This is a genomic window from Pseudomonas sp. PsB (assembly GCF_043658375.1).
GTDB lineage: Bacteria > Pseudomonadota > Gammaproteobacteria > Pseudomonadales > Pseudomonadaceae > Aquipseudomonas > Aquipseudomonas putida_Z.
On the sequence record NZ_JBIGLU010000024.1, the window covers coordinates 54,896 to 70,266 of the forward strand.

Below are 15,371 nucleotides of genomic sequence, written 5' to 3' on the forward strand. Positions count from 1 at the left end.
CCCGCCCAGCCTTCAGGCCTTGGCGGTGGAGGCGCCTGCGCTGGTCTTGGTGCGCGGGCGCAACTGCGCGGTGGCCATGGCGTCGTCGGTAACACCGCTATCGGCACGCATGCCCGCAGCCAGGAACGGCACCATCAGGCGCATTACCTGCTCGATTGAGGTGTTGATGCCGAAATCGGTCTCGGCAATCGCCCGCAGGGCCTTGATGCCGGACATGCTGAAGGCGGCGGCGCCAAGCATGAAGTGCACGCGCCAGAACAGCTCCAGCGGCGGGATGCGCGGTGCAGCCTCGTTGACCAGCAGCATGTAGCGGCGGAACACCTTGCCGTACATGTCTTCCAGGTAACGCCGCAGGTGGCCCTGGCTCTGGCTGAAGGCCAGGCCCAACAGGCGCATGAAGATCGACAGGTCGTTGTTGCTGCGCGGCTGCACGGCTAAAGCCTGCTCGACCAACATTTCCAGCAGCTCTTCGAGGCTCGGCTTGTGCTCCGGCTTGGCCTGGCGCCGCTCCAGCTCACGTTCGAGGCTGGCGCAGAACGGCCCGAGGAAGCGCGAGAACACTGCCTGGATCAGGGCCTTCTTGGAGCCGAAGTGATAGTTGACCGCCGCCAGGTTGACCCCGGCCTTGCTGGTAATCAGCCGCAACGAGGTTTCTGCGAACCCCCTTTCCGCGAACAGCTGCTCGGCAGCATCGAGAATGCGTTCAACGGTTTCCGATTGGGCCATGACTACTCCGACTACTCCGCCAGACAAACAGGTGTTTGAAACATACGTTTCAGCCCTGCTTCTGTCAAGGCTCGGTGACCGGCCGGTCGCCATTTAAAAGCGCCATGCGGGCGGCTGCAAGCGCCATTGCTGCTGTTTATTGCAGGTTTTGGCTTGCAGCGCATCCAGTACTGTATATAATCCCAGTCACTGTACAAAAAGACAGAGCGCTCACCATGTTGAAACTGACGCCACGCCAAGCCGAAATTCTCGCGTTCATCAAGCGTTGCCTGGAAGACAACGGCTTCCCGCCGACGCGCGCCGAGATCGCTCAGGAGCTGGGCTTCAAGTCGCCCAACGCCGCCGAGGAGCACCTCAAGGCCCTTGCCCGCAAAGGCGCGATCGAGATGACCCCGGGCGCCTCCCGTGGTATTCGCATCCCCGGTCTGGAAGCCAAGGCCGAAGAAAGCGGCCTGCCAATCATCGGCCGGGTTGCCGCCGGTGCGCCGATCCTTGCCGAACAGCACATCGAACAATCCTGCAACATCAACCCCGACTTCTTCCACCCCCAGGCCGACTATCTGCTGCGCGTACACGGCATGAGCATGAAGGATGTCGGCATCTTCGATGGCGACCTGCTGGCGGTACACACCTGCCGCGAAGCCCGCAACGGCCAGATCGTCGTAGCCCGCATCGGCGACGAAGTCACCGTCAAGCGCTTCAAGCGCGAAGGCAGCAAGGTCTGGCTGCTTGCCGAAAACCCCGAATTCGCCCCCATCGAAGTCGACCTGAAAGAACAGGAGCTGGTGATCGAGGGCTTGAGCGTCGGCGTCATTCGCCGCTGATCCAGGAGGCGTCATGCAGCAGTTCATTCACGCACCCGAGCAAGCCCAGTTGCCATTGTTCGAAGCATTCCTCGCCCAGCCCGTACTGCCTGGCCTGAAAACCAGCGAAGTGGCGCGCAAGAGCAGCCAGCCCGAGCTGTTCAGCGAACTGTCGCTGCGCGGAGCCCCCGGGCACTGCCAAAGCCTGCTGGCACCCGTGCTGCGCGAACTGAGCGAAGAGGACGAGACCCGCTGGCTGACCCTGATCGCCCCGCCGTCAAGCCTGACCCAGGCCTGGCTGCGCGATGCCGGGCTCAACCGTGAACGCATCCTGCTGCTGCAACCTCGCGGCAATCAGAGCCCGCTTCAACTGGCCTGCGAAGCCTTGCGCCTGGGCCGCAGCCACACCGTGGTCAGCTGGCTGGGCAACGTCAACGCCACTGCCCGCCAGCAATTGCTGCGCGCTGCCGGTGCCGGAAACGCACAAAGCCTGAACATCCGCCTCGGCTGATGTTCAGGCTTTGCCTGTCATTGCATGAAACCTGATGCCCTGCTGCACCTCAGTGCAGCACACGCGGCCCTTCATCACGCTCAAGCTCGCCATCCATCAGGCGACCGGCCATCTGCACGCCCACGCTGAGCATGGCCTTGGCCACTTCCACATGCTGACCCTGCAGGAACGCCTTGGCGTCTTCCGAGAAATCCAGGGTTACCAGAGAGCCCTCATCCTCGGCGCGACGCAGTTCGATGCGGCCATCAGGCAACTCGACAATTTCCAGAAACGACGTAGACATAAATGGCAGTTCTCCGCGAAAGGCCAGTATTGTACCAGCCGTAGCAGCTATCAGCACTCACTCAACGCGTCGCGGAAACGTCTCACCAGGCCCTTGAGGTTGCTGCGCCAGCTTTCCAGTTCGGCACGCGACAGCGCCGGATGCTCGGGCTCATCGAGATTGACCGCCTGGATCAATGGCTGGGTGACGTCGGTTTTTGGCGCTTTTTTCGCGACCGGTGGTCGGAACAAATCGGCATAAGCACTGAGCATTTGCGCCAGCCAGGTTTCGCGCTGGCGGGCCAGTTCCAGCAGTTCGGCCACTTCCGGGATGGCGATGCCGTTCAGGGCATCGTCGGCCAGTGCCTGCTCGACCGTTGCAACAACTGGCAGGCGGTAGAAGCCACCAATTTCATGACACAGGCCCAGCAGTGCGCCGTAGAGATGGAACAGCGCCGACTCGCGCTCGGCCTGGACCAGGCCCTGGGCATTCATGGCCTGGCTTTGTTCGGCCTTGGCCATGGACTCCAGGGCGAGGCCGGCAAAGAACAGTTTCTGATTGGTGCGGGTGTAGAGTTCCTGGGCCATTTCAGTGCCCTCCCTAAGGCTGCAAGGCGGATAGCCTCATCATAAATGATTGGGGCCGCTTTGCGCCCCTTCGCGGGCTTGCCCGCCTGACCGGTTAACGCGGTCAGCTGTAGGAGCGGCCTTGTGTCGCGAAAGGGCTGCAAAGCAGCCCCAGCAATTTGTGCATCTGCGCTGAAATCCTGGGGCTGCTTTGCAGCCCTTTCGCGACACAAGGCCGCTCCTACAAGGGCGCGCGCAGGTCAGAGACTGATGAAGAATCAGCGCTTGTCTTCAACCTTCCACGCATTGCCGTCGTAGAACGCCTTCCAGCCGGTCGGCTTGCCATCAACCTCGGACTGCACGTACTGCTCCTTGGTCTTGCGGCTGTAGCGAATTACCGCCGGGCGGCCTTCCGGGTCTTTCTGCGGCGCATCGCACAGGAAGTGGTACTTCGGATCGATCTCATGCTTGTGCGGCACGATCTCCAGCACCAGCGGTGCGCGGGTTTCGCGATTCTTGGGGAACTGGCTGGCGGCCAGGAACAGCCCCGAAGCGCCATCACGCAGCACGTAGGTATCGTCGACCTTCTCGCACTTGAGCTCTGGCATGTCCACCTTGTCCATCTTCGGTGGCGCCGCCTCGCCGCTCTTGAGCAGCTTGCGGGTGTTCTTGCACGCCGGGTTGGTGCAACCGAAGAACTTGCCGAAGCGGCCAGTCTTCAACTGCATCTCGCTGCCGCACTTGTCGCACTCCAGGCTCGGCCCTTCGTAACCCTTGATGCGGTAGTTGCCTTCCTCGATCTCGTAGCCGGCGCAATCCGGGTTGTTACCGCAGATGTGCAGCTTGTGCTTCTCGTCCAGCAGGTAGGCATCCATCGCCGTGGCGCAGATCGGGCAACGGTGCTTGCCCAGCAACACGCGGGATTCCGATTCGCCCTCGTCGTCGGCGGCAATCTCGTCGCCCGGCACCAGGTTGACGGTGGCCTTGCAGCGCTCTTTCGGCGGCAGGCTGTAGCCCGAGCAACCGAGGAACACGCCGGTGGAGGCAGTGCGGATCATCATCGGCCGGCCACATTCCTTGCACGGAATGTTGGTCATGGTCGGTTGGTTGGCGCGCATGCCGTCTTCGCTGGACTCGGCGGTCTGCAGTTTCTTGCTGAAGTCGCCGTAGAACTCGTCGAGCACGTTCTTCCAGTCACGCTCGCCCTGGGCCACGTCGTCGAGGTTCTCTTCCATGTCGGCGGTAAAGCCGTAGTCCATCAGGTTGGAGAAGCTCTCGGACAGGCGCTCGGTGACGATGTCGCCCATCTTCTCGGAATAGAAGCGGCGGTTGTGCAGGGTCACATAGCCACGGTCCTGAATGGTCGAGATGATCGCCGCATAGGTCGACGGGCGGCCGATCCCGCGCTTTTCCATTTCCTTGACCAGGCTGGCTTCGGTGAAGCGCGCCGGTGGCTTGGTGAAGTGCTGGCTCGGGTCGATCTGGATCAGCTTCAGCGCTTCGCCCTGGACCATTTCCGGCAACACGTCGTCTTCGCCAGGCTTGCTCTGCTGCGGCAGCACACGGGTGTAACCGTCAAACTTGAGGATACGGCCCTTGGCACGCAGCTCGAAGTCGCCTGCGGCCACGGTGACGCTGGTGGACAGGTACTGCGCTGGCGGCATCTGGCAGGCCAGGAACTGGCGCCAGATCAGCTCGTACAGGCGCTCGGCGTCGCGCTCCATGCCAGTGAGCTTGCTCGGGTGGGTATTCACGTCGGAAGGACGAATCGCTTCGTGCGCCTCCTGGGCGCCTTCCTTGCTGCCGTACACCAGCGGTGCCTCGGGCAGGTACTGCTTGCCGAACTCGCGCTCGATGTAGCTGCGCGCCATGTCCAGGGCGTCGGCCGACAGGTTGGTGGAGTCGGTACGCATGTAGGTGATGTAGCCGGCTTCGTACAAGCGCTGGGCCATCATCATGGTTTTCTTCACACCGAAGCCCAGGCGGTTGCTGGCGGCCTGCTGCAAGGTGGAGGTAATGAACGGTGCCGACGGCTTGCTGCTGGTCGGGCGGTCTTCACGCTTGACCACGCTGTAGCTGGAAGCCTTGAGCTTCTCCAGCGCCGCCATGGCCTGGGCTTCGTTCAGCGGCTTGAAGGCCTCACCCTTCTCGCGTGCCACTTCGAAACGCACCTTGGCGTTCTTGGCGGTGCCGAGGTCGGCGTGGATTTCCCAGTACTCTTCCGGGATGAACGCGCGGATTTCGCGCTCGCGCTCCACCACCAGCTTCACCGCCACCGACTGTACACGGCCGGCGGACAGGCCACGGGCGATCTTGGCCCACAGCAGCGGCGAAACCATGTAGCCGACCACGCGGTCGAGGAAACGCCGCGCCTGCTGCGCGTTGACCCGGTCGATATCCAGCTCGCCCGGCTGCGAGAAGGCTTCCTGGATGGCCTTCTTGGTGATTTCGTTGAACACCACGCGCTTGTAGCGGGTGTCGTCGCCGCCGATGGCCTCGCGCAGGTGCCAGGCAATGGCTTCCCCTTCGCGGTCCAAGTCGGTTGCGAGATAAATGGTGTCGGCATCCTTCGCCAGGCGGCGCAGCTCTTCGATCACCTTTTCCTTGCCAGGCAGGATCTCGTACTTGGCCTTCCAGCCGTGGTCGGGGTCGACGCCCATGCGTGCCACCAGCTGGCGGCGGGCCTTTTCCTTCGGCGACAGGGCCGGAGCCTCACCCGCGGCCTTGCCACGCTTGGCGGCTGGCTCTTTGCTGGCGCTGGCCGAACCGCTGGTGGGGAGGTCTCGGATATGGCCGATACTCGACTTCACCACGTACTGGTTGCCCAGGTACTTGTTGATGGTCTTGGCCTTGGCCGGGGATTCCACAATGACCAGCGATTTGCCCATGGATCGGAGTATTCCTGAATCTGAAGATGAAAAACGCGTCAGGTGCCAGACGCGGCACCGCTATATATAGTGGCAAAAGTGTGAGGTCAAGTTCGGACTATCACTCGTGCGACTTGCCCAGCAACCCGGGCAGCCCCTCTTCGGCCTTGACCAAAGCAAAGCGTGGCACCTGCTCGCCGTCAACCTCGACGGACTCCTGGAACATCGAAAGTGGCCGTACCCAGAAGCTGTAATCACCATACAGGCATTGGTAGAACACCATCCACTCTTCGCTCTCGGAGTGCCGCGCAACACTGAAGACACGGTACTCAGGCCCTTTGTAATGCCGGTATACGCCTGGTTGTATCTGCATGTTGCCCACCCTTTTGAATAAAACCTGTAAAAAACAAAACCGGGGCACAAGGCCCCGGTCGCTGTCCCGCTACGCGATCAGACGCGTTCGAAGACAGTGGTGATACCTTGGCCGAGGCCGACGCACATGGTCGCCACCCCCAGGGTACCGCCATTCTGCTTCATGACATTGAGCAGGGTGCCGGAAATCCGTGCCCCGGAGCAACCGAACGGGTGGCCCAAGGCAATGGCGCCGCCGTGCAGGTTAACCTTCTCATCCATCTTGTCGAGTACTTTCAAGTCTTTCAGCACTGGCAGGGCCTGTGCAGCGAAGGCTTCGTTGAGCTCGATGAAGTCGATGTCGGCCATGGTCAGGCCAGCACGCTTGAGGGCTTTCTGGGTCGATGGCACCGGGCCGTAGCCCATGATCGCCGGGTCGACACCAGCCACCGCCATGGAACGGATGACCGCCAATGGCTGGATACCCAGGTCCATGGCGCGCTGGCCGGACATGACGATCATGCACGACGCACCGTCGGTGATCTGCGACGAGGTACCGGCAGTGACGGTACCGCCTTTCGGGTTGAACGCCGGCTTCAGCGACGCCAGGCCTTCGAGGGTGGTTTCCGGGCGAATGGTTTCGTCGAAATCGAACACCTTCAGGAAGCCGTTCTCGTCATAGCCCTGCATCGGGATGATTTCGTCCTTGAACTTGCCTTCGACCGTGGCCTTGTGCGCCAGCTGGTGCGAACGCAGGCCGAACAGGTCCTGCTGCTCACGGGTGATGCCGTGCATCTTGCCGAGCATTTCCGCGGTCAGGCCCATCATCCCGGAAGCCTTGGCGGCATGCAAGGACAGGTGCGGGTTGGGGTCGACGCCATGCATCATGCTGACGTGGCCCATGTGCTCCACGCCACCGACCACGAATACATCACCGTTGCCGGTCATGATCGCCTGGGCGGCGGTGTGCAGCGCGCTCATCGACGAGCCGCACAGGCGGCTGACGGTCTGCGCCGCGGAGGTGTGCGGGATCTGGGTCATCAGCGAGGCCATGCGGGCGATGTTCCAGCCCTGCTCGAGGGTCTGGTTGACGCAGCCCCAGATCACGTCCTCGACTTCTTTCGGGTCGACCTTGTCGTTGCGTTCCAGCAGCTTGCTGATCAGGTGCGCCGACATGTCTTCGGCGCGGGTATTGCGGTGCATGCCACCCTTGGAGCGGCCCATCGGCGTGCGACCGAAGTCGACAATCACCACGTCTCTTGGATTCAGGCTCATATCAAATCTCTCGCTCTAGCTCGTTGACCGCTCAGTTGAAGAAGCGCTGGCCGTTCTTGGCCATTTCACGCAGCTTGGCGGTCGGGTGGTACAGCGGCCCCAGGTCGGCGTACTGATCGGCCAGGGCAACGAATTCGGCCACACCGATCGAGTCGATGTAGCGCAGCGCACCACCGCGGAAGGGAGGGAAACCAATGCCGTAGACCAGGCCCATGTCGGCTTCGGCAGCGGTTTCGACGATGCCGTCTTCCAGGCAGCGCACGGTCTCCAGGCACAGCGGGATCATCATCCAGTTGATGATGTCTTCGTCGGTGACTTCACGCTGCTCGAAGACGATCGGCTTGAGCACGTCGAGCACGCTGGCGTCGGCGACCTTCTTCGGTTTGCCGCGCTTGTCGGTTTCGTAGGCGTAGAAGCCCTTGCCGTTCTTCTGGCCCAGGCGGTTGGCCTCGTACAGTGCGTCAACGGCCGAGCGGCGCTCGTCCTTCATGCGGTCCGGGAAGCCTTCGGCCATCACGTCGCGGCCGTGGTGGCCGGTGTCGATGCCGACCACGTCCATCAGGTACGCCGGGCCCATCGGCCAGCCGAACTTTTCCATGACCTTGTCGATACGCACGAAGTCGACACCGGCGCTTACCAGCTTGGCGAAGCCGCCGAAGTACGGGAACAGCACGCGGTTGACCAGGAAGCCCGGGCAGTCGTTGACCACGATCGGGTTCTTGCCCATTTTCTTGGCGTAGGCCACGGTGGTGGCGACCGCCACTTCACTGGACTTCTCGCCACGGATGACTTCCACCAGCGGCATCATGTGCACCGGGTTGAAGAAGTGCATGCCGACGAAGTTTTCCGGGCGCTTGAGCGCCTTGGCCAGCAGGTTGATGGAAATGGTCGAGGTGTTGGAAGCGAGGATCGCATCGTCCTTCACCTGGGTTTCCACTTCAGCCAGCACGGCCTGCTTGACTTTCGGGTTCTCGACCACGGCCTCGACGACGATGTCGACATTGGCGAAATCGCCATAGGACAGGGTCGGGCGAATGGCGTTGAGTGCCTCGGCCATCTTGGCCGGGGTCAGGCGGCCCTTCTCGACGCGGTTGCCGAGCAGCTTGGAGGCCTCGTTCAGGCCCAGCTGGATGGCTTCCTCGCGGATATCCTTCATCAGGATCGGGGTGCCCTTGACCGCCGACTGGTAGGCGATGCCGCCACCCATGATGCCAGCGCCGAGCACGGCGGCCTGCTTCACGTCGTGGGCGATTTCGTCATGCGCCTTGGCCTTGCGCTTGAGTTCCTGGTCGTTGAGGAACAGGCCGATCAGGCTCTCGGCAACCGAGGTCTTGGCCAGCTTGGCGAAGCCTGCGGCTTCGACTTCCAGGGCCTTGTCACGGCCGAAGTTGGCAGCCTTCTGGATGGTCTTGATGGCTTCGACCGGAGCTGGGTAGTTCGGGCCGGCCTGGCCAGCGACGAAGCCCTTGGCAGTTTCGAAGGCCATCATCTGCTCGATGGCGTTGAGCTTGAGCTTTTCCAGCTTGGGCTGGCGCTTGGCCTTGTAGTCCAGCTCGCCACTGATGGCGCGCTTGACCAGGTCAAGGGCACCGGCCATCAGCAGTTCAGGCGCGACCACGGCGTCGACGGCACCCACTTTCAGGGCGTCTTCGGCACGGTTTTCCTTGCCGGCAGCGATCCACTCGATGGCGTTGTCCGAACCGATCAGGCGCGGCAGGCGCACGGTACCACCGAAGCCCGGGTAGATACCCAGCTTGACTTCCGGCAGGCCGATCTTGGCGCTGGTGGACATGACCCGGTAGTCGGCGGCCAGGCACATTTCCAGGCCGCCGCCCAGGGCGATGCCGTTGATGGCGGCGACGGTCGGCACTTCGAGGTCTTCGAAGGCGTTGAAGATGCGGTTGGCTTCCAGGTTGCCGGCGACCAGTTCGGCCTCGGGCAGCTTGAAGTTGTCGACGAACTCGGTGATGTCGGCGCCGACGATGAACACGTCCTTGCCACTGCTGACGATCACGCCCTTGACCGAGGCGTCGGCCTGGATGGCATCGACGGCCTGGCGCAGTTCGTTCAGGGTCAGGCGGTTGAACTTGTTGACGGACTCACCCTTGAGGTCGAACTTGAGCTCGACGATGCCACTTTCAAGAGCCTTAACCGTGATGGCTTTACCTTCGTAAATCATCAACTGATCTCCACGATATGGAAGCTGAACAGTACACGCCGATCGCTGCAGCAAAAGCAGGCCTAGCTGCCCTGCCCCAGGCACACCCGTCAGCGCGCTAGTCGGAAGTATGGCTTGGCGTCATGACATACAAACGCTCAATTCATACGCCCGTTTGATTTGGGTGTGCACACATTCTCCGAAAAGATCGGCGTTGTCAAATGCTCGCGAGCAAGGTGAAAACACGACTTTCCGGTCATTTTGTAGCGTCCCGGTACAAAACGTGATGACAGTGATTGCTGACCATTCATGTCAGCGATTGACCACGAACCGCAGAAGAATGCTGCAGCCTTTGCCTTGCGCGGCGGCCTTGAACGGCTACACTGGCACTTGCTTGAATGCATACCCGGCCTGCCTGGCCTTTTCTGCGCAGCAGAACGCAAAGCGGCGACTTGGCACCCCACCCCTTCAGGGGTCGGCCAAGCCGCCGCTTTGTCGTTATAGAGGCTTAAAGAGCGCCGCATACCCTTGTGCTGCGCAGCAGCCCCGGCAATCTTTGCTTTTCTCTGATATCTCAGGGGCTGCTGCGCAGCCCGATCGCGACACAAGGCCGCTCCTACAGGGCCCGTGCAAAACAGGTTTCAGGCCAGGGTTTCGAGGACGTGGGCAATATCCTGCAACACAGCCGTATCGCCCCGCTCGGTCCAGTACAGCGCGATCATCCGGGCATCGGCCTCGACCTTGTAGACACTCGCCGGCAAGCGCGCCAGGGCCTCCATGAAGCGTGGGTCCGCGCAGGGCTCACGCCACTGGTTCCACCACACTCCCGGGGTGATCTGCCAGAAGCTGAAGCTGTCATCATGCCCGCGGCGACGTGCCCGGTGGTATTGCGGGCACGGGCTTGGCGGCTCCTTTTCCAGCCAGTGCGGCCACTGCTGCGGCGCCAGCTGCATGGCCAAACCCATGCGCCGAGCCTCCAGGCGCAGCTTCATCTGCTCGCTCTGCTTGCGCGAGGTGCGCAACCAGGAAAGCGGGCTGAGAATCAGCGCGAGGATTGACACCACCAGCAATACCGTCATATCTGTAGTTCCCATAAAACGTTGCAAATGAGCTGGTTAGCCATTTTTCACGGAAGACCCGCCCGAAAGCGACCATACTTCTTCTATCGCGATTGTCAGGAGTTCCGCTCATGTCCTACGAACATCTTCTGGTCGCCGTCGACCTGACCGAGGAATGCGACCCGGTGATCAAACGTGCCATGGCGCTGGCCGCACCGTCGAATGCCAAGGTTTCGCTGGTACACATCGTCGAGCCGATGGCCATGGCGTTTGGCGGTGACGTGCCGATGGACCTGTCGCAATTGCAACAACAGCAGTTCGACCAGGCCAAGGAACGCATGGACCGCCTGTTCAACAAATACCCGGACATCCACCGCGGCGACTCGCACCTGACCTATGGCCAGCCGCGCCAGGAAATCCACCAGCTGGCCAAGGACCAGAAGTGCGACCTGATCGTTGTCGGCAGCCATGGCCGTCATGGCCTGGCGTTGCTGCTGGGCTCCACGGCCAATGACGTGCTGCATGGTGCGCCGTGCGATGTACTGGCGGTGCGGTTGCAGAAGAAGGAATGATTCAACCTGTCCCGGCCATTTCGCGGGTGAACCCGCGAAGGGGCCGGGCCAGGCTAACGCCGATCAGCCTTCCAGTTCGGCCCAGCGCTCCACCAGCACATCCAGCTCACCCTGCAGCTTCTCGATCTTGGCCAGCACTGCCGAGGTTTCCGCAATCGGCCGCTGATAGAAGCCCGCCGCATTCACTTCTTCCTGGGCCTCGGCCATGCGCTGCTCCAGTTCGTCGATCTGCCCCGGCAGCATTTCCAGCTCACGTTGCAGCTTGTAGCTGAGCTTCTTCTTCGAACCATCGGCCACCTCTGCAACAGGCGCAGGCGCCGGCTTGGCCTCGAGCTTCTCCACCACCGCGCTGTTGAGCTCGGACTTGCCGCCCTTGCTCTCGGTCACGCCCAGCAGCTTCGGCGAGCCACCCTGGCGAATCCAGTCCTCGTAACCACCGACGTATTCGCGCACCTTGCCCTCGCCTTCGAACACCAGGGTGCTGGTGACGACGTTGTCGAGGAAGGCCCGGTCGTGGCTGACCATCAGCACGGTGCCCTTGTAGTTGGACAGCACCTCCTCGAGCAGCTCGAGGGTTTCCACATCCAGGTCGTTGGTCGGTTCGTCAAGCACCAGCAGGTTGGCCGGCTTGCTGAACAGCTTGGCCAGCAACAGCCGAGCACGCTCGCCACCCGAGAGCGCCTTGACCGGCGTACGGGCACGCTGAGGGCTAAACAGGAAATCGCCCAGGTAGCTCAGCACATGGCGGTTCTGGCCATCGATCTCGATGAAGTCGCGGCCTTCGGCCAGGTTGTCGATAACGGTCTTTTCCAGGTCGAGCTGGTGGCGCATCTGGTCGAAATAGGCCACTTCCAGCTTGGTGCCGCGCTCGACCTTGCCGGTGGTCGGCTCCAGGTCGCCGAGCATCAGCTTGAGCAGGGTGGTCTTGCCGGTACCATTGGCGCCCAGCAGGCCGATGCGGTCCTCACGCTGCAGGACCATGGAGAAGTCCTTGACCAGCACAGGCCCGTCGGGGTGATGGAAACTGACGTTTTCCAGCACCATCACCTGCTTGCCGGACTTTTCCGCCGCCTCGATCTGGATATTGGCCTTGCCCTGGCGCTCGCGGCGTTCGCTGCGCTCCACGCGCAGGGCCTTCAGCGCACGTACGCGGCCTTCGTTGCGGGTGCGGCGGGCCTTGATGCCCTGGCGGATCCACACTTCTTCCTGAGCCAGGCGCTTGTCGAACAATGCGTTGGCGGTTTCCTCGGCGGCCAGCGCGGCCTCCTTGTGCACCAGGAAGCTGGCATAGTCGCCGTTCCAGTCGATCAGGCCGCCGCGGTCCAGTTCGAGGATGCGGGTGGCCAGGTTCTGCAGGAAGGAACGGTCGTGGGTGATGAACAGCACCGCGCCGTTGAAGCCGCGCAGGGCCTCTTCGAGCCAGGCGATGGCACCGATGTCCAGGTGGTTGGTCGGTTCGTCGAGCAGCAGCAGGTCGGGTTCCGACACCAGCGCCTGGGCCAGCAGCACGCGGCGGCGCCAGCCACCGGACAGCTCGGCCAGGGTCTTGTCGGCCGGCAGCTGCAGGCGGCTGAGGGTGCTTTCCACCACCTGCTGCAGGCGCCAGCCGTCACGGGCTTCCAGCTCGTGCTGGACGTGCATGAGTTTTTCCAGGTCTTCATCGCCCTGGATGTTCAGGCTCAGGTGGTGGAACTGCGCCAGCAACTCGCCCACGCCATCCAGGCCTGCGGCCACCACATCGAACACCGTGCGCTCGTCGGCCACCGGCAGTTCCTGCGGCAGCTCGCCGATCTTCAGGGCCGGGGCGCGCCAGATTTCGCCGTCGTCGCCCTTCTGCTCGCCCTTGACCAGGCGCAGCATGCTCGACTTGCCGGTGCCGTTGCGGCCGATGATGCACACCCGCTCGCCACGAGCGATCTGCCAGGACACTTTGTCCAGCAGCGGCATGGCGCCGAATGCGAGGGACACATCGCTGAATTTGAGCAGGGTCATGTTGGTCTCCATAAATCGGGCGCGCATTCTACCTGACTTGGCCCTCGACGGCATCCGCCTGGCCAACCGCCGAGGCCTTTGCGACATCTGGTCGAACTTAATATCCCGATACAAGCACAGTGCTTTCACCCGCCGCCGGCAAACAGCTAAGCTAAGGCAATAGCTTCCAACAGTGCTGGCTCCGCCGTCACTTCCCCATGGTTCAACTGCCCGGACGTATCATGCGCAGCCGCCTGTTACATATTGCATCCTGCCTGCTGCTCACCGCCGCCACCTGCGCGGCGCAGGCCGCCGACCTTACCCTGCAACGCCAGTACTATGACGAGGCCAAGCGCGCGCTGGCCAAAGGCGACAAAGGCCCGTACCTGCGCTATGCCCAGGCCCTCAGCGACTACCCGCTGACGCCCTACCTGGCCTACGACGAACTCACCGCCCGCCTGAAAACCGCCAGCAACCAGGAAATCGAAGGCTTCCTTGCCAAGCATGGCGACCTGCCCCAGGCCAACTGGATGAAACTGCGCTGGTTGCGCTGGCTGGCCGAACGCGGCGAATGGAACACCTTCGCCAAGTACTACGACCCCAAGCTCAACTTCACCGAACTGGACTGCCTCAATGGCCAGTACCAGCTCAGCCACGGGCTGCGCGCCGAGGGTTTTGCCACGGCCGACAAACTGTGGAACGTCGGCAAGTCGCAGCCGGCCACCTGCGACACGCTGTTCGGCATGTGGGCGGCCGAGGGCCAGCTGACCGAGGCCAAGCGCTGGCAACGCACCAAGCTGGCGGCCCAGGCGCGCAACTACGGCCTGGCCAACAACCTGGTCAAGACCCTGACCACCCTCGCGCCGCAGGGGCGCCTGCTGGTCGATGTGGCGCAGAAACCCGAGCTGCTCAACCAGCCGTCGCGCTTCACCCCGGTCAACGAAGCCATGTCCGACGTGGTCAGCCTCGGCCTGCGCCGCCTGGCCCGGCAGGACCCGGAGCGGGCCATGGCGCTGCTCGACGACTACGCCCAGCGCATGCACTTTTCCCGTGACGAGAAGGTGGCCATCGCCCGTGAGATCGGCCTGACCCTGGCGCGCCGCTACGACCCGCGCGCGCTCGACCTGATGACCCGCTACGACCCCGAACTGCGCGACAACACCGTCAGCGAATGGCGCCTGCGCCTGCTGCTGCGCCTGGGGCGTTGGGAAGACGCCTACGAACTGACCCGCCGCCTGCCCCAGGACCTGGCCAGCAGCAGCCGCTGGAAATACTGGCAAGCGCGCAGCCTGGAGCTGGCACAGCCGAACAACCCTCAGATCCCGCTGCTGTACAAGACCGTGGCGCGTGAGCGTGACTTCTACGGCTTCCTCGCCGCCGACCGGGCACAGACCCCTTACCAGCTGAACAACAAGCCGCTGGTGCTCAGCCCACAGCTGGTCAACAAGGTACGCAACACCCCGGGCATCCGCCGTGCCCTGGAGTTCCACGCCCGCGGCCAGATCGTCGAAGGCCGCCGCGAGTGGTACCACGTCAGCCGCCACTTCACCCGCGACGAAATGGTCGCCCAGGCGCGCCTGGGCTACGACCTGCGCTGGTACTTCCCGGCCATTCGCACCATCAGCCAGGCGCAGTACTGGGACGACCTGGACATTCGCTTCCCGATGGCGCACCGCGACACCCTGGTGCGCGAGGCCAAGGTCCGCGGCCTGCATTCAAGCTGGGTATTCGCCATTACCCGCCAGGAAAGCGCGTTCATGGAGGATGCCCGTTCCCCGGTGGGTGCCAGCGGCCTGATGCAGTTGATGCCGGCCACGGCCAAGGAAACCGCGCGCAAGTTCAGCATCCCGCTGGCATCCCCGGCGCAAGTGCTCAACCCGGACAAGAACATCCAGCTGGGTGCGGCCTACCTGAGCCAGGTGCACAGCCAGTTCAACGGCAACCGGGTACTCGCTTCGGCAGCCTACAACGCCGGGCCCGGGCGCGTGCGGCAGTGGCTCAAAGGCGCCAAGCACCTGAGCTTCGATGTGTGGGTGGAATCGATCCCGTTCGACGAAACGCGCCAGTATGTGCAGAACGTGCTGTCGTATTCGGTGATCTACGGGCAGAAGCTGAACTCGCCGCAGCCGCTGGTGGATTGGCACGAGCGGTATTTCGATGACATGTGATTGCTACTGAGCCTGTGCCGGCCCTTTCGCGGGCTTGCCCGCTCCCACAGGTATTGCACCGGGTTTGAATGCGGTGCAGTACC

13 protein-coding genes are annotated in these 15,371 nt (G+C 62.7%); 4 read left to right on the forward strand and 9 right to left on the reverse strand.

What is annotated here, in order from left to right; genetic code table 11:
* Positions 1–12: 12 nt before the first annotated feature.
* Positions 13–726: a TetR/AcrR family transcriptional regulator gene (locus ACGLHT_RS23005; RefSeq protein WP_025338327.1), complete on the reverse strand. Its 714-nt coding sequence runs from the start codon at positions 724–726 to the stop codon at positions 13–15.
* 215 nt (positions 727–941) lie between these two features.
* Here ACGLHT_RS23005 and lexA point away from each other — a divergent pair, with 215 nt between their 5' ends.
* A complete protein-coding gene (gene lexA, locus ACGLHT_RS23010; protein ID WP_004376420.1) occupies positions 942–1,550 on the forward strand; it encodes a transcriptional repressor LexA in 609 nt (202 codons plus the stop codon).
* Positions 1,551–1,563: 13 nt separating this feature from the next.
* Positions 1,564–2,040, forward strand: a complete 477-nt coding sequence (sulA, locus tag ACGLHT_RS23015; protein ID WP_025338326.1) for an SOS-induced cell division inhibitor SulA — start codon at positions 1,564–1,566, stop codon at positions 2,038–2,040.
* 49 nt (positions 2,041–2,089) lie between these two features.
* On the opposite strand, the gene ACGLHT_RS23020 is transcribed toward sulA, so the two are convergent.
* The 7 genes from ACGLHT_RS23020 to ACGLHT_RS23050 all read right to left on the reverse strand — a co-directional run bounded on the left by ACGLHT_RS23020 (position 2,090) and on the right by ACGLHT_RS23050 (position 10,598).
* Positions 2,090–2,323, reverse strand: coding sequence for a hypothetical protein (locus ACGLHT_RS23020; RefSeq protein ID WP_004376430.1), 234 nt, complete (start codon positions 2,321–2,323; stop codon positions 2,090–2,092).
* Between the two features lie 50 nt (positions 2,324–2,373).
* Complete coding sequence (locus ACGLHT_RS23025; protein ID WP_025338325.1) at positions 2,374–2,889, reverse strand: DUF6586 family protein; 516 nt, start codon at positions 2,887–2,889, stop codon at positions 2,374–2,376.
* 257 nt (positions 2,890–3,146) lie between these two features.
* Positions 3,147–5,756 (reverse strand): type I DNA topoisomerase, encoded by a 2,610-nt coding sequence (topA, locus tag ACGLHT_RS23030; RefSeq protein ID WP_025338324.1) that lies wholly within the window; start codon positions 5,754–5,756, stop codon positions 3,147–3,149.
* Between the two features lie 100 nt (positions 5,757–5,856).
* Positions 5,857–6,108: a DUF1653 domain-containing protein gene (locus ACGLHT_RS23035; RefSeq protein WP_023661154.1), complete on the reverse strand. Its 252-nt coding sequence runs from the start codon at positions 6,106–6,108 to the stop codon at positions 5,857–5,859.
* A 77-nt stretch (positions 6,109–6,185) separates the two neighbouring features.
* The gene (fadA, locus tag ACGLHT_RS23040; protein ID WP_013971712.1) at positions 6,186–7,361 is read right to left on the reverse strand and encodes an acetyl-CoA C-acyltransferase FadA; all 1,176 of its coding nucleotides are present in this window, start codon (positions 7,359–7,361) and stop codon (positions 6,186–6,188) included.
* Positions 7,362–7,392: 31 nt separating this feature from the next.
* Positions 7,393–9,540, reverse strand: a complete 2,148-nt coding sequence (fadB, locus tag ACGLHT_RS23045) for a fatty acid oxidation complex subunit alpha FadB (protein WP_025338323.1) — start codon at positions 9,538–9,540, stop codon at positions 7,393–7,395.
* 620 nt (positions 9,541–10,160) lie between these two features.
* Complete coding sequence (locus ACGLHT_RS23050; RefSeq protein WP_274079399.1) at positions 10,161–10,598, reverse strand: hypothetical protein; 438 nt, start codon at positions 10,596–10,598, stop codon at positions 10,161–10,163.
* A gap of 110 nt (positions 10,599–10,708) precedes the next feature.
* On the opposite strand from ACGLHT_RS23050, the gene ACGLHT_RS23055 reads away from it, so the two are divergent.
* Complete coding sequence (locus ACGLHT_RS23055; RefSeq protein WP_013971709.1) at positions 10,709–11,149, forward strand: universal stress protein; 441 nt, start codon at positions 10,709–10,711, stop codon at positions 11,147–11,149.
* A 63-nt stretch (positions 11,150–11,212) separates the two neighbouring features.
* On the opposite strand, the gene ACGLHT_RS23060 is transcribed toward ACGLHT_RS23055, so the two are convergent.
* A complete protein-coding gene (locus tag ACGLHT_RS23060) occupies positions 11,213–13,141 on the reverse strand; it encodes an ATP-binding cassette domain-containing protein (protein ID WP_137163340.1) in 1,929 nt (642 codons plus the stop codon).
* 221 nt (positions 13,142–13,362) lie between these two features.
* On the opposite strand from ACGLHT_RS23060, the gene ACGLHT_RS23065 reads away from it, so the two are divergent.
* Positions 13,363–15,288, forward strand: a complete 1,926-nt coding sequence (locus ACGLHT_RS23065) for a transglycosylase SLT domain-containing protein (RefSeq protein ID WP_075044214.1) — start codon at positions 13,363–13,365, stop codon at positions 15,286–15,288.
* Positions 15,289–15,371: the final 83 nt, after the last annotated feature.

Bases quoted from the DNA above. Each gene is read 5' to 3' on its own strand.
- ACGLHT_RS23050 (WP_274079399.1), bottom strand. From the start codon at position 10,598: ATGACGGTATTGCTGGTGGTGTCAATCCTCGCGCTGATTCTCAGCCCG.
- topA (WP_025338324.1), bottom strand. From the start codon at position 5,756: ATGGGCAAATCGCTGGTCATTGTGGAATCCCCGGCCAAGGCCAAGACC.
- sulA (WP_025338326.1), top strand. From the start codon at position 1,564: ATGCAGCAGTTCATTCACGCACCCGAGCAAGCCCAGTTGCCATTGTTC.
- ACGLHT_RS23025 (WP_025338325.1), bottom strand. From the start codon at position 2,889: ATGGCCCAGGAACTCTACACCCGCACCAATCAGAAACTGTTCTTTGCC.
- ACGLHT_RS23035 (WP_023661154.1), bottom strand. From the start codon at position 6,108: ATGCAGATACAACCAGGCGTATACCGGCATTACAAAGGGCCTGAGTAC.
- ACGLHT_RS23005 (WP_025338327.1), bottom strand. From the start codon at position 726: ATGGCCCAATCGGAAACCGTTGAACGCATTCTCGATGCTGCCGAGCAG.
- lexA (WP_004376420.1), top strand. From the start codon at position 942: ATGTTGAAACTGACGCCACGCCAAGCCGAAATTCTCGCGTTCATCAAG.
- fadB (WP_025338323.1), bottom strand. From the start codon at position 9,540: ATGATTTACGAAGGTAAAGCCATCACGGTTAAGGCTCTTGAAAGTGGC.
- fadA (WP_013971712.1), bottom strand. From the start codon at position 7,361: ATGAGCCTGAATCCAAGAGACGTGGTGATTGTCGACTTCGGTCGCACG.
- ACGLHT_RS23055 (WP_013971709.1), top strand. From the start codon at position 10,709: ATGTCCTACGAACATCTTCTGGTCGCCGTCGACCTGACCGAGGAATGC.
- ACGLHT_RS23060 (WP_137163340.1), bottom strand. From the start codon at position 13,141: ATGACCCTGCTCAAATTCAGCGATGTGTCCCTCGCATTCGGCGCCATG.
- ACGLHT_RS23020 (WP_004376430.1), bottom strand. From the start codon at position 2,323: ATGTCTACGTCGTTTCTGGAAATTGTCGAGTTGCCTGATGGCCGCATC.
- ACGLHT_RS23065 (WP_075044214.1), top strand. From the start codon at position 13,363: ATGCGCAGCCGCCTGTTACATATTGCATCCTGCCTGCTGCTCACCGCC.